General features: G+C 67.4%; 13 protein-coding genes. 4 read left to right on the forward strand and 9 right to left on the reverse strand.

Going from position 1 to position 12,617, the window contains the following annotated elements; translation table 11 throughout:
• Nucleotides 1–141: 141 nt before the first annotated feature.
• On the forward strand, nt 142–981 hold the full coding sequence (rsmA, locus tag CDO87_RS01250) for a 16S rRNA (adenine(1518)-N(6)/adenine(1519)-N(6))-dimethyltransferase RsmA (protein ID WP_100927075.1): 840 nt from the start codon (nt 142–144) through the stop codon (nt 979–981).
• An 88-nt stretch (nt 982–1,069) separates the two neighbouring features.
• Here rsmA and CDO87_RS01255 read toward each other — a convergent pair whose 3' ends face one another.
• The 3 genes from CDO87_RS01255 to prfA all read right to left on the reverse strand — a co-directional run bounded on the left by CDO87_RS01255 (nt 1,070) and on the right by prfA (nt 4,002).
• Nucleotides 1,070–1,858 (reverse strand): DUF4167 domain-containing protein, encoded by a 789-nt coding sequence (locus CDO87_RS01255; RefSeq protein ID WP_100927076.1) that lies wholly within the window; start codon nt 1,856–1,858, stop codon nt 1,070–1,072.
• 209 nt (nt 1,859–2,067) lie between these two features.
• On the reverse strand, nt 2,068–2,913 hold the full coding sequence (prmC, locus tag CDO87_RS01260) for a peptide chain release factor N(5)-glutamine methyltransferase (RefSeq protein WP_100927077.1): 846 nt from the start codon (nt 2,911–2,913) through the stop codon (nt 2,068–2,070).
• A gap of 39 nt (nt 2,914–2,952) precedes the next feature.
• Nucleotides 2,953–4,002, reverse strand: a complete 1,050-nt coding sequence (gene prfA, locus CDO87_RS01265; RefSeq protein WP_100927078.1) for a peptide chain release factor 1 — start codon at nt 4,000–4,002, stop codon at nt 2,953–2,955.
• 103 nt (nt 4,003–4,105) lie between these two features.
• Between prfA and CDO87_RS01270 the strand changes: the two genes are divergently transcribed.
• Nucleotides 4,106–4,774, forward strand: coding sequence for a glutathione S-transferase family protein (locus CDO87_RS01270; RefSeq protein ID WP_100927079.1), 669 nt, complete (start codon nt 4,106–4,108; stop codon nt 4,772–4,774).
• Nucleotides 4,775–4,795: 21 nt separating this feature from the next.
• Here CDO87_RS01270 and CDO87_RS01275 read toward each other — a convergent pair whose 3' ends face one another.
• From CDO87_RS01275 to CDO87_RS01290, 4 genes are all read right to left on the reverse strand, one after another.
• Nucleotides 4,796–5,212, reverse strand: a complete 417-nt coding sequence (locus CDO87_RS01275) for a DUF1499 domain-containing protein (RefSeq protein ID WP_100927080.1) — start codon at nt 5,210–5,212, stop codon at nt 4,796–4,798.
• A gap of 105 nt (nt 5,213–5,317) precedes the next feature.
• Nucleotides 5,318–6,292: an agmatinase gene (gene speB, locus CDO87_RS01280; protein ID WP_100927081.1), complete on the reverse strand. Its 975-nt coding sequence runs from the start codon at nt 6,290–6,292 to the stop codon at nt 5,318–5,320.
• Between the two features lie 368 nt (nt 6,293–6,660).
• Nucleotides 6,661–7,824: a M20 aminoacylase family protein gene (locus tag CDO87_RS01285; RefSeq protein ID WP_100927082.1), complete on the reverse strand. Its 1,164-nt coding sequence runs from the start codon at nt 7,822–7,824 to the stop codon at nt 6,661–6,663.
• Between the two features lie 142 nt (nt 7,825–7,966).
• On the reverse strand, nt 7,967–9,112 hold the full coding sequence (locus CDO87_RS01290) for a M20 aminoacylase family protein (protein ID WP_100927083.1): 1,146 nt from the start codon (nt 9,110–9,112) through the stop codon (nt 7,967–7,969).
• Between the two features lie 64 nt (nt 9,113–9,176).
• On the opposite strand from CDO87_RS01290, the gene mazG reads away from it, so the two are divergent.
• Both mazG and CDO87_RS01300 read left to right on the forward strand, forming a co-directional pair.
• Entirely contained in the window at nt 9,177–9,977 is an 801-nt protein-coding gene (gene mazG / locus CDO87_RS01295) for a nucleoside triphosphate pyrophosphohydrolase (protein ID WP_100927084.1), read from the forward strand.
• Between the two features lie 79 nt (nt 9,978–10,056).
• Complete coding sequence (locus CDO87_RS01300; protein WP_100927085.1) at nt 10,057–11,064, forward strand: Fe(3+) ABC transporter substrate-binding protein; 1,008 nt, start codon at nt 10,057–10,059, stop codon at nt 11,062–11,064.
• 253 nt (nt 11,065–11,317) lie between these two features.
• Here the strand turns inward: CDO87_RS01300 and CDO87_RS01305 are convergent, their stop codons facing one another.
• Together CDO87_RS01305 and fabG are read right to left on the reverse strand one after the other, a co-directional pair.
• Nucleotides 11,318–11,551 carry an acyl carrier protein gene (locus CDO87_RS01305; RefSeq protein ID WP_005856007.1) on the reverse strand — a complete coding sequence of 78 codons (234 nt, stop codon included), beginning with the start codon at nt 11,549–11,551 and terminating at the stop codon, nt 11,318–11,320.
• Nucleotides 11,552–11,773: 222 nt separating this feature from the next.
• Entirely contained in the window at nt 11,774–12,511 is a 738-nt protein-coding gene (fabG, locus tag CDO87_RS01310) for a 3-oxoacyl-ACP reductase FabG (RefSeq protein WP_100927086.1), read from the reverse strand.
• Nucleotides 12,512–12,617 lie beyond the last annotated feature (106 nt).

Here is a 12,617-nt window from a genome sequence, read left to right on the forward strand (position 1 = left end):
GTTCCGCGTCGCCACGCGCAGGGGGGCGCCGCCCCCCTGCACCCCCCGAGGTATTTCCGCCAAGATGAAGGGGACGGTCGGGGCGGGCGGAGCCGGTGTCGCGGCGCTTGACGCGCCTTTGCGGCTGGGCGATGGAACCGCATGAGCCAGATCGACAACCTGCCCCCCCTGCGCGACGTGATCGCGACGCACCAGCTTATCGCGAAGAAGGCACTGGGGCAGAACTTCCTCCTGGATCTGAACCTGACGGCGCGCATCGCGCGCATCCCCGGCGACCTGTCGAAGACGGACGTGCTGGAGGTCGGGCCCGGCCCCGGCGGGCTGACGCGCGGCCTGCTGTCGGAAGGGGCGCGCCGGGTGCTGGCGATCGAGAAGGACGCGCGCTGCCTGCCGGCGCTTGCCGAGATCGCCGCCGCCTATCCCGGGCGGCTGGAGGTGATCGAGGGCGACGCGCTGGAGATCGATCCGCTGGCGCATCTGGAGCCGCCCATCGCGATCTGCGCCAACCTGCCCTACAACGTCGGCACGGAGCTGCTGATCCGCTGGCTGACGCCGCCCGAATGGCCGCCGGTCTGGTCGTCGCTCACGCTGATGTTCCAGAAGGAAGTGGCGGAGCGGATCGTGGCGCAGCCGGGCGGCAAGGCCTACGGGCGGCTTGCGATCCTGTCGCAGTGGCGCACCGATGCGCGCATCGCCCTGACCCTGCCGCCGGGGGCCTTCACCCCGCCGCCGAAGGTCAGTTCCGCCGTGGTGCACCTGACCGCCCTGCCCGAACCGCGGTATCCGGCCAACCCGAAGACGCTGGAACGGATCGTCGCCATGGCCTTCAACCAGCGGCGCAAGATGCTGCGTGCCGCGCTGAAGGGGGCCGCGCCCGACATCGAGGACCGGCTGCGGAGCGTCGGCATTCCGCCGACCGAACGGGCCGAGCAGGTTCCGCTCGAGGCGTTCTGCGCGCTGGCCCGCACCTTCGACCGCTGAAGGACGGCCTCCGGGCCGCGCGCCCATACCGGAAACGAAAAACCCCGCCATACGGCGGGGTTTCATTTCAGCACTCTGAAAGCTGCGTTTATTCCGCGGCGTCCGGGGTGGAGTCACCTGCGGGCGCCTCTGCCGCTGCGGGGGCCTCCCCCTCTGCCGCATCCTTCTTGACCGGCTTCTTGCGGGTCGAGGGCTTGCGGGCGCGCGGCTTCTTCGGCTTTTCCTCTGCAGCGGGCGTGTCGGACGCGGGGGCCTCTGCCTTCACCGGCTCGGGCTGGGTCTCTGCCCGGCTTTCCGGCGTGTCCACGAGGCCCGGGCCGTCGTCGTCGCTGCCGAAGTCCACCACGTCGGAGGGGCGGTTGTCGGAGGTGTCGCGGCCGCGCGTCTCGTTCCGGGACGGGCCGCCGGAGTGGCCGCCGTTCTGGCCCCCGATCTGGCCGCTGTGCTGGCCGCCATTCTGACCGTTGTGCTGGCCGCCGTTGCCGCCCTGCTGGCCGCCGTTGCCGGAGCCGTTGCTGTCGTCGCGGTCGTTGCCCTGGTCGTCGCCGCGCTGCGAACGGTCACGGTCCCGCTGCGCCTGGCGCTCGCGGTTTTCCTTTTCCTGCTGCTCGCGGCGCTGGTCCTGCTCGCGCTGCGCCTCGCTCAGCATGCGCATGTAGTGCTCCGCGTGCTGCTGGAAGTTCTCCATGTTGACGCGGTCGTTGGCCAGCCCGGCGTCACGCGCCAGCTGGTTGTACTTGTCGATGATCTGCTGCGGCGTGCCGCGCACCTTGCCCTCCGGTCCGTTCGAATCGAACACCCGGTTGACGATGTTGCCCAGCGAGCTGCTGCGGTTGCGGTTGTTCTTGTTCCGCGAACGGGATTTGGAAGAGCGCATACGTTTATCTGGTCCAGCCTGTTGATACGGCTTGGTGACATTCGGGCGCGTCCTGCGCCAATCTCTGTCTCTGTCACCTTCATGTTGGCTTGTCGTCAGCGGGAGCGGCGGATGCCGCTCAACAGCCAACTGAGCCTGAATAATCATATGGACCGGGGTTCGGCAAGCGCAAATGCCCCCAAAACGCCGAAATTTGCGTGGAAAACCCCTCAGAATGGCGAATTCACGCCCACGATGACCCTGTCGCGCCCGTCAATGTCGGGAATGACCCGCACACCGCGCAGCCCGGCGCGGGCAAAAAGCTTGCTGACGGCCATCCCCTGGGAGGCGCCGATCTCGGCCACCAGCCGTCCGCCGGGGGCCAGCCAGCGCGCGTGGCCGGCCAGGATCGCGTGATAGGCGGTGAGTCCGTCGGCCTCGTCGGTCAGGGCAAGGCGCGGTTCGTGGTCGCGCACCTCCGGCGACAGGAAGGGCATCTCGTTCACCGCGATGTAGGGCGGGTTCGACACGATCAGGTCGAAGCGTTCGTCCATCTCCCCCAGCGCGCCGTACCAGCTGCCCTCGCAGAACTCCGCCCGGCCCTCCAGCTTCAGGGCGTTGCGGTTCCAGTGGGCGACGTTCAGCGCGGCGGGGCTGATGTCGGTGCCGTAGCCCACGGCGTCGTCCCGTTCCGCCAGAAGAGTCAGCAGGATGCAGCCCGACCCGGTGCCAAGGTCCAGCACCGTGCCGAAGGGTTCGGACAGCGCGACCTCGATCAGCGTCTCTGTCTCCGGGCGCGGGTCCAGCACCTCGGGCGTGACCAGGAAATCGCGCCCGTAGAACGCCCGCCGCCCCACGAGGTGGCTGACCGGCACCCGGTCGGCGCGCCGCTCGATCAGCGTCAGGTAGATGACCTCGAGGTCGGGATCGACCTCCTCGGGCAGGAACAGCGTCAGGCGGCCCGGCGGCACCTTCAGCACATGCGCCATCAGCCGCCGGGCATCGCGCCCGGGATCGGCCACTTCGGCGGCGGTCAGCCGCCGCGTGGCCTGGGACAGGAGGTCAGCGGCGCGCATGGCACCCTCCCTCTGTCCGGTATTGCGAAAGACCCGCCATCACCCGTCCATTTCCGCCAGAAGCGCCGCCTGGTGTTCCGAGATCAGCGCGTCGATGATCTCGTCGAGGTCGCCGCCCATGATCGCATCCAGCTTGTAGAGCGTCAGGCCGATGCGGTGGTCCGTCATCCGCCCCTGCGGGAAGTTGTAGGTGCGGATGCGCTCGCTCCGGTCGCCCGAGCCCACCTGCGCCTTGCGGTCGGCCGACCGCGCGGCATCCGCCTTCGACCGCTCCAGATCGAACAGCCGGGTGCGCAGGACCTGCATGGCGATCTCGCGGTTGCGGTGCTGCGACTTCTCGGACGAGGTCACGACGATGCCGGTCGGCAGGTGGGTGATCCGCACCGCCGAATCCGTGGTGTTGACGTGCTGCCCGCCCGCACCGGAAGACCGCATGGTGTCGATCCGGATGTCCGACGCCGCGATGGCGATGTCGACCTCCTGCGCTTCCGGCAGCACCGCCACCGTCGCGGCAGAGGTGTGGATGCGCCCGCCCGATTCCGTCTCCGGCACGCGCTGCACGCGGTGCACCCCCGATTCGAACTTCAGCCGGGCAAAGACCCCCTCGCCCACGACCCGCACCACCAGCTCCTTCACGCCGCCCAGCTCGGACATCTGTTCCTCGATGACGTCCCAGCGCCAGCCGCGCGCCTCTGCATAACGCTGGTACATCCGCGCGAGGTCGCCCGCGAACAGCGCCGCCTCGTCGCCGCCCGTGCCGGGCCGGATCTCCAGCACCGCCGGGCGAGCATCCGCCGCGTCCTTCGGCAGAAGCGCAAGCTGCACCGCCTTCTCTGCCGCGGGCAGAGCCGCGCGCAGCTCCGGCAATTCCTCTTCGGCCAGCGCCCGCATCTCCGGGTCCGCCAGCATGGCTTCCGCCTCCTCGATGTCGGAGGTCAGCCGCTCCCACTCCGCGATCTTGCGCACAACGGGCGACAGCTCGGCGAACTCGCGGCCAAGCGCCACGATGTCCCCGCCGCCGGTGGCCATCTGCGCCTCGACATATTCGAGCCGCGCCTTGATCTGGTGCAAACGGTCAGAAGGGATCATGGCGCCCTGCTTGCCCGCAAATCGCAGCCGCGGTCAAGACGGCGCGGATTGACGCGCGCCAATCACGTTGATATCAACCCTAATGCAGCGAGAGGAGACGGACATGAAGAACATCACCATCACCGCCTACGACTGGGTGCCGGATTTTGCCCAGGGCCACGTCCGCGACCTGCGCGTCCGCTGGGCGCTGCGCGAAGCGGGGCTGCCTTACGACGTGGAACTGATCGAACAGGGCAAGCAGACAGAGCCGGGGCACCTCGCCCGCCAGCCCTTCGCCCAGGTGCCGACGCTCGACGCCGAGGGGGCCGCGCTCTTCGAAAGCGGCGCCATCGTCTGGCGCATCGCGGAACGCTCCCCGGCCCTGCTGCCCGGGGACACCGCCGACCGCGACCGCACCCTCTCGTGGTGCTTCGCCGCTCTGAACTCGGTCGAGCCCTTCGTGGCGCAACTGGCCTTCCTGTCGATCTTCGCCAGGGAAAAGGAAGCCGCGGGCCGCATCGTGCCGCAGGTCACCGCGCTGGTCGAACGCAAGCTCTCGCGCCTGTCCGACGCGCTCGGCGACAGCGACTGGCTGGTCGCCAACCGCTTCACCGCCGCCGATGTGCTGATGGTGACGGTCCTGCGCGACGTGCCCGAGGAGACACTCGCCGCCTACCCGACCCTCAGGGCCTACCGCGACCGGGGCACGGCCCGGCCCGCATTCGCGGCCGCCCTGGACGAACAGATGCAGCCCTTCGCGGAACACGCCCCGCGCTACGAGAAAGCCTCCTGAGGCACCGGAACCGGGCGCGGCCTAGTCGTCGCGCCCCGCGCCCAGCTGCGCCAGCCAGCCCTCGACGCGGTCGCGGTTCACGCCCATGTCGGCGCGGCCGAAACGCAGGCGCGCCCACAGCTCCAGCACGCCGTCGCTCAGCTTGACCGTGGTGTAATCGGGAAAGCCCATCCACTGCGAGCGGGTGATATAGGTCACCTGCCCCTCCGACACGCTGCCGTCCAGCACCTCCGTCCGGGGCGTCGCAAGGATGATCGCGTTCAGCCGCTCGAAGACCGGCTCACCGCCCGGAATGCGCCGCCGCACGCCGTCGGCCAGGTCCTGGTCCGCCGTCACCTGCGGATCGACGTTCCAGTAGGCAGGATCGGACGGCGCAAACCGGATCCACGCCAAGCCGCCAATGACGCACAGCACCACGAGATAGAAGAATAAGCGCACGTCTCCACGTCCTTCCGGGATAACAGGTTCCGCATCTGCACGGTTCGGCGCGATTCTGAAAGTGCGGGACGCGCCAGGTGGCGCGCCTTCGCCGATATCCGGGCGTCAGCCGGAAACCGCCTTGCGCCGCCGCCAGCCCCACAGGCACAGGATCTCCGTCGCCACATGCGCCGCGGCCACGGCCGTCGCGCCGGTGGTGTCGAACGGCGGAGAGACCTCCACCACGTCGCCGCCCTTCAGGTCGAGCCCGGCCAGACGCCGCAGGATCACCGCCGCCTGGTGGCTGCTCAGCCCGCCCCAGACCGGCGTGCCGGTGCCGGGCGCAAAAGCCGGGTCCAGCGCGTCGATGTCGAAGGTCAGGTAGCAGGGCGCCTGCCCCACGATCTCGTGCACCCGCTGCGCCACCTGCTCCGCGCCGATCTCGTGGACCTCCCGCGCATCGATGATGTTGAAACCCAGCGTGTCGGGGTTGTCCGTCCGGATGCCGATCTGCACCGACCGCTCCGGCACCACGATCCCCTCTTTCGCGGCCTTGTACATGAAGGTCCCGTGATCGACCCGGTTGAAGTCGTCGTCGGCCCAGGTGTCGGTGTGGGCGTCGAACTGGATCACGCTCAGCGGCCCGTGCTTCTTCGCATGGGCGCGCAGGCAGCCCCAGGTCACCGAGTGGTCGCCCCCCAGCGCCACGCAGGCCGCCCCCGCGTCGAGGATGCCGCTCACATGCGCCTCCACCCGCGCGGGCACCTCGGACGGCATGGCATAGTCCAGCGCCATGTCGCCGTAGTCCGCGATGGCGCATTCCGACAGCACGTCGAAATCCCAGCCGTAGGGCTTGTCCATCGTCTGCAGGAGCGAGGCCTCGCGGATCGCCCGCGGCCCCAGCCGCGCACCGGGCCGGTTGGTCACCGCCTGGTCGAAGGGCAGCCCCGTCACCGCCACGTCCACCCCGGTCAGGTCCTTGGTGTACTTCCGCCGCAGGAAGGACGGCGCCCCGGCAAACACGTTCTCGAACGAGGGGCCTTTCAGGTCCTCGCGGGTGAAGGCGTGATCGATCTGCGTCTTTGCCTCTTCCAGACTCATGGGTCGCTCCTGTTTCTTCCCGTTCCGAGGTCACATGGCGCGCACAGCGCAGTCAAGCGCAACGGCCCGCAGGCCGGGCTTTCAGGCCGGCACCGCGCCGGCGGGCGGCATTCGTTAACAAGGGTGACGCAACGTCACGTGTACCGCGGGGGACCGCCGGACCAAAGGTTAACAACCGGCCGGTTCGACCCCCTCAACCGGCCGGTTCACCCCTTATGGCGCGTCAGGAAAGGTTAATTTCCGTCAGGACTGGTGAACCCGCTTGCGGATGTGCCCGCACCGCGCCACCACATGCTGCGGCGCACGGCGGATTAACCCCGCCGCGCGCCCCCCGAACGATCCGTTCACCCGCCCCGCCGGGCCGCGCGTTAACCAATCGGCAGCGCGCGCTCCACCAGCCGGGCGAAAAAGCTCGCCCCGATCGGCGCGATGCGGTCGTTGAAATCGTACTTCGGGTGGTGGCAGATCGGCGTGTCGCCCTGCCCCAGGAACAGGTAGGCTCCGGGCCGCGCCTGCAGCATGTAGGAGAAATCCTCGCCCGGCATGATCGGCGGCGTGTCCTCGTCGACCATCTCGGCGCCCACGACCTCCCGCGCCACCTCGGCGGCAAAGGCCGCCTGCTCGGGGTGGTTGATGGTCGGCGGATAGCCGTCCTCGTAGTCCAGTTCCGCGGTGCAGCCGAAGCTGCGCGCCTGGAACTCCACGATCTCCGCCATGCGCGACTTCACCGTCGCCTGAGCATCGGTGTCGTAGTAGCGCACCGTCCCGTTCAGCATCGCGGTTTCCGGCACGATGTTCATCGCCGACCCGGTGTGGATCTGCGTCACGCTGACCACCACGCGGTCCAGCGCGTTCACGTTCCGGCCAAGGATCGTCTGCATCGCCATCACCATGGAGGCCGCCGCGACGACCGGGTCCACGGTGTTCTGCGGCTGCGCACCGTGACCGCCTATCCCCTTGATATGGATGGTGAACTCGTCGACACCGGCCAGCAGCGCGCCGTGGTTGGTGTTCAGCGACCCTTCGGGCGCGCCCGGCGAATTGTGGATGCCAAAGACCTCTTCGATGCCGAAGCGGTCCATGATTCCCTCTTCGACCATGATCCGGCCGCCGCCCTCGTTCTCCTCCGCCGGCTGGAAGATCAGCGCCACGCGTCCGGCAAAGTTACGGGTGTCGGAAAGGTACTTTGCAGCGCCCAGCAGCATCGTCGTATGACCGTCGTGCCCGCAGGTATGCGCCAGCCCCGGAACGGTCGAGGCGTAGTCCGTTCCCGACAGATCCTCCATCGGCAGCGCGTCCATGTCGGCCCTGAGCCCGATGGTCCGCCCCGGCGCGCGCCCTTCGATGATTGCCACCACGCCAGACCGCGCGATTCCCTCGTGAATTTCGGTGATCCCGAATTCCTTCAGTTTATCAACGACAAAGGATGCGGTCTTGAAGCAGTCGAGCCCCAGTTCCGGGTTCTGGTGCAGGTGTCTGCGCCACCCCGTCATTTCCTCTTCCAGCGCCGCGATGGAATTCACGATGACCATATGCGGGTCTCCCTAGCGTGTCCTTATTGTCGCGCGCACACTGCTCCGGTTCCCGGGAAAACGGAACCCTCGGACTGACGTTAATCGGTCGTTCATTGACCTTTCGTCAACCTATGCCGGAATCTTGGCGGAAAAATGATCACTATGCGTGTCTCCGTTCCACCAGACGTGCAAAGAAACTTGCCCCTATGACCGCCGCATCGTCGTTGAAATCGAACTCCGGGTGATGGACCGAGGGGCCAAGCCCCTGCCCCAGAAAGAGAAAACTGCCGGGCCGCGCCTCCAGCATGTAGGAAAAGTCCTCCGCGCCCATCTCCGGCGGCATGTCGTCCACGACCTTTCCGGACACCTCGCGCGCCACCTCGACGGCGAATCCGGTCTGTTCGGGGTGATTCACCGTCGGCGGATAGTTTCGGCGATAGTCCAGCTCCGCCTCCACCCCGTGCATCGCCGCCGCGCCCGCCACGATCTTTGCGATCCGCTGCTCCACCCGGTCGCGCACTGCGGGCGTCAGGCTGCGCACCGTGCCCCCCAGAGTCACCGCGTCCGGTATGACGTTCGGCGCCGTCCCGCCATGGAACTGCGTAAGCGCCACCACAAGGCTGTCGAGCGGATCGACGGACCGCGGCAGCGCCTGCAACGCCTGCGCGATGGCCACCGCGCAGGGCATCGGGTCACGGCATTCGTGCGGATAGGCCGCGTGTCCGCCCTTGCCCCGCACCGTCAGCGCATAGTCGTCCACCGCCGCCATCAGCGACCCCGGGTTGGTCCGGAAGACGCCAAGCTCCGCAAAGGGATCGGTGTGCAGGGCAAAGACCTCCTCGACCCCGTGCCGGTCGAAGATGCCGTCCTCCACCATCAGGCGTCCACCGCCGATCGTCTCTTCGGCCGGCTGGAAGACAAGGATCACCTTCCCCCGAAAAGCCCTTGTTTCGCATAGGTATTTCGCCGCGCCCAGCAGCATCGCGGTGTGCCCGTCGTGGCCGCAGGCGTGCATCTGCCCGTCTACTCGCGATGCCCATTCGGCGCCGGTCGCCTCCCGGATCGGCAGCGCGTCCATGTCGGCCCTGAGCGCGGTCACCGGCCCCGGCCCGCAGTCGATGACCGCGACGACACCGCTTTCCGCGATGCCGGTCTCGATCCGGTCGACGCCGAATGCCTTCAGCCGTTCGACCACGAAGGCCGCCGTCTTGTGACAGTCGAGGCTCAGCTCCGGGTGCATGTGGATGTGGCGCCGCCATCCGGCCATCTCCTCCGCAAACCCGGCAATCCGGTTCACAACCACCATCGTCTGGACTCCTTCCGCCCGATCCCGCACACCGAAGCGAAACCCCAGCCGAGGGAGAAAGGCAATGACAGACCTGATCCACGACCCCAAGGGCGGCATGCCGCGCCTGCTTGAGATCATGCGCCGCCTCCGCGATCCCGAGACCGGCTGTCCCTGGGACCTGGAGCAGGACTTCGCCACCATCGCGCCCTACACCATCGAAGAGGCCTACGAGGTCGCCGACGCCATCGACCGCGAAGCCTGGGACGAGCTGAAGGGCGAGCTGGGCGATCTGCTCTTCCAGTCGGTCTTTCACGCGCAAATAGCGGAGGAAAAAGGGCTTTTCTCCTTCGACGAGGTGGCTGACACGATGTCCGACAAGATGGTCGCGCGGCATCCGCACGTCTTCGGTGACGAAAGCCGCGACAAGTCGGCCGACCAGCAGACCCTCGACTGGGAAAAGATCAAGGCCGCCGAACGCGCGGCCAAGGCGCAGAAAGGCACGCTCGACGGTGTGGCCCTCGGCCTGCCCGCACTGATGCGCGCGGTGAAGCTGCAGAAGCGCGCCGCCCGCGTGGGCTTCGACTGGCCCCACGCAGGCCACGTCATGGACAAGCTGGTGGAAGAGCTGGAAGAAATCCGTCAGGCGGAGGACAAGGACCAGCAGTTCGAGGAATTCGGCGACATGCTTTTCGTGGTGGCCAACCTCGCCCGCCATCTCGACATCGACCCGGAGGCGGCGCTGCGGGCGGCCAACGCCAAGTTCACCCGCCGTTTCAAATACATAGAGAACCGTCTTGCAGAGGACGGCCGCCGGCCCGAGGACAGCGACCTCGAAGAGATGGACGCCCTCTGGGATTCGGCAAAGTTGCGCGAAAAAGCCTGAGCGTTCCCGTCGGGTATTGACTGATCTTTTTTGTCGGGTTCTAACGCCCCCATCTGACAATGCTCCGAAAGGATCTTCAATGTTCGTTCGTGCCACAACCGCACTGACCTGTCTTGCCCTGGCCGCGCCCGCGCTGGCCCAGGAAGAAGTCAACGTCTACAGCTACCGCCAGCCGGAACTGCTGGCCCCGCTGACCGACGCCTTCACCGAAGAGACCGGCATCAAGGTCAACGTCGCCTTCCTCGAACAGGGGATGGTGGAGCGCCTGCAGGCCGAGGGCCAGCGCTCTCCGGCGGACGTCGTGCTGACGGTCGACATCTCGCGCCTGAACGCCGTCGTGCAGGCCGGTGTCACCCAGCCCGTCGAAAGCGAGACGCTGATGGCGAACGTGCCGGCGATCTACCATGACCCGGACAAGCAGTGGTGGGGCCTGACCACCCGCGCCCGCGTCGTCTACGCCTCCAAGGAGCGCGTGGCAGACGGCGAAGTGACCACCTACGAGGATCTCGCCGATCCGAAGTGGAAGGGCCGCATCTGCACCCGCTCCGGCACCCACGCCTACAACGTGGCGCTCGTCAGCGCGATGCTGGTCCACCACGGCGAAGAGTACACCCGCGAGTGGCTCGAAGGCGTGAAGGCCAACCTCGCCCGCAAGCCGCAGGGCAACGACCGCGCGCAGGTCAAGGCGATCTGGGCGGGCGAGTGCGACATCAGCCTCGGCAACACCTACTACATGGGCCAGATGCTGAACGACCCCGAACAGAAGGAATGGGCGGATTCGGTCGACATCGTGTTCCCGACCTTCGAGGATTCCGGCACGCATGTGAACATCTCCGGCGTGGCGATGACCGCCGCCGCTCCGAACAAGGAGAACGCGCTGAAACTCATGGAATTCCTGACCTCGCCGAAGGCGCAGGAGATCTATGCCGAGGCGAACTACGAGTACCCGATCGCACCGGGCGCAGAGCCGGCCGAACTGGTCGAGGGCTGGGGCACATTCACTCCGGACGAGACCAACCTGATGACCATCGCGGGCGAACGCGCGGCCGCGCTGAAGCTGATCGAGGAAGTCGACTTCGACGGCTGATGGCCGGAGCCTGAAGACAGCGGTCCGGCCCTGCGCTGACGGGGTCGGACACGAGTCATTCTGGAAAAGCAAAGGGGCGCCACCCATCGGGTCGGCGCCCCTTTTCGTGTCCGCCGCAGCGCAAGCCCGGGTGGCTGCGCCATGCGGCCGGGGACGGTGGGCGGGGCGATGCCGGAGGCGAGCGCCGTAACCCGTCCGGAACGACAAACGGCGCCCCCGAGGGAGCGCCGCTAAAGCCGTCAGACGGTAACGCTTACTGCGCTTCGGTGATGAACTTCACCGCGTCGCCGAAGGTCTGGATGGTCTCGGCCGCGTCGTCCGGGATCTCGATGCCGAACTCTTCTTCGAACGCCATCACCAGCTCGACGGTGTCGAGGCTGTCCGCGCCGAGGTCGTCGATGAACGAGGCCGATTCGACGACCTTGTCTTCGTCAACGCTCAGGTGCTCGACCACAATTTTCTTCACGCGATCTGCGATGTCGCTCATGTTCTTTCCTCACAAGTCTGTGGGCCACTCAGAGCCCAGTTTGCCCGACCCCGCGGCGGACGTTCGTTGCCCGATTGGCGGGCGGCTCGATCTTCCGGGCTTACCCCGGGTTCCAGTGCGCAAGGCTGCGCACCGGCCTGTAAATCAGTGCGGCCTATAGCACAGGCGGAGGGGATGGCAAATGCTTTCCCGTGCTGCCGCGCAGAAGGCCGCCTCGCGGCATCAAAGCATTGCCATCCCGCCGTTCACGTGCAGCGTGGCGCCTGTAACGTAGGCGGCTTCGGGGCTGGCGAGGTACAGGACCGCCGCCGCGATTTCCTCCGACGTGCCCATGCGGCCAGCCGGGATCTGGTTGAGGATCGCGGCCTTCTGGTCGTCGTTCAGCTTGTCGGTCATCGCCGTCTCGATGAAGCCCGGCGCCACCGCGTTCACGGTGATCCCGCGGCTCGCCACCTCGTAGGCCAGCGACTTCGACATGCCCACGAGACCCGCCTTGGCGGCGGCATAGTTGCCCTGCCCCGGGTTGCCGGTCGAGCCGACAATGGACGAGATGTTCACGATCCGGCCCCAGCGCGCCTTCATCATACCGCGCAGCACGCCCTTGCACAGGCGGAAGGTGGAGGTGAGGTTCACTTCCAGCACCTGCGCCCACTCCTCCTCGGACATACGCATGAACAGGTTGTCCCGGGTGATGCCCGCGTTGTTCACAAGGATGTCGAGGCTGCCCATCGCCTCGACCGCCTGCTTGGGCAGTGCGTTCACCGCGTCGGCGTCAGACAGGTTGCAGGGCAGCACATGCGCGCGCGCGCCCAGTTCCGCGGCCAGCGCCTCAAGCGGTTCGGTGCGGGTGCCCGAAAGCCCCACCGTTGCCCCTGCGCCATGCAGCGCCTTCGCGACCGCGCCGCCGATACCCCCCGATGCGCCGGTCACCAGCGCCGTCTTGCCTGTCAGATCGAACATGACCCTCGTCTCCTTCGGACTTCCTTTGCTTCCGGTTACCAGCCGGACGCGGCCTCCGCCAGTGCCGCATGCCCCCGCGACCGAGGGAAACCTTTTCCAAGCCGGC

The organism is Sagittula sp. P11, from assembly GCF_002814095.1.
In the GTDB taxonomy this organism is placed as follows: domain Bacteria; phylum Pseudomonadota; class Alphaproteobacteria; order Rhodobacterales; family Rhodobacteraceae; genus Sagittula.

Coding starts and splice junctions, on each gene's coding strand:
- rsmA (WP_100927075.1), top strand. CDS start 142: ATGAGCCAGATCGACAACCTGCCCCCCCTGCGCGACGTGATCGCGACG.
- CDO87_RS01255 (WP_100927076.1), bottom strand. CDS start 1,858: ATGCGCTCTTCCAAATCCCGTTCGCGGAACAAGAACAACCGCAACCGC.
- prmC (WP_100927077.1), bottom strand. CDS start 2,913: ATGCGCGCCGCTGACCTCCTGTCCCAGGCCACGCGGCGGCTGACCGCC.
- prfA (WP_100927078.1), bottom strand. CDS start 4,002: ATGATCCCTTCTGACCGTTTGCACCAGATCAAGGCGCGGCTCGAATAT.
- CDO87_RS01270 (WP_100927079.1), top strand. CDS start 4,106: ATGAAGAACATCACCATCACCGCCTACGACTGGGTGCCGGATTTTGCC.
- speB (WP_100927081.1), bottom strand. CDS start 6,292: ATGAGTCTGGAAGAGGCAAAGACGCAGATCGATCACGCCTTCACCCGC.
- CDO87_RS01285 (WP_100927082.1), bottom strand. CDS start 7,824: ATGGTCATCGTGAATTCCATCGCGGCGCTGGAAGAGGAAATGACGGGG.
- CDO87_RS01290 (WP_100927083.1), bottom strand. CDS start 9,112: ATGGTGGTTGTGAACCGGATTGCCGGGTTTGCGGAGGAGATGGCCGGA.
- mazG (WP_100927084.1), top strand. CDS start 9,177: ATGACAGACCTGATCCACGACCCCAAGGGCGGCATGCCGCGCCTGCTT.
- CDO87_RS01300 (WP_100927085.1), top strand. CDS start 10,057: ATGTTCGTTCGTGCCACAACCGCACTGACCTGTCTTGCCCTGGCCGCG.
- CDO87_RS01305 (WP_005856007.1), bottom strand. CDS start 11,551: ATGAGCGACATCGCAGATCGCGTGAAGAAAATTGTGGTCGAGCACCTG.
- fabG (WP_100927086.1), bottom strand. CDS start 12,511: ATGTTCGATCTGACAGGCAAGACGGCGCTGGTGACCGGCGCATCGGGG.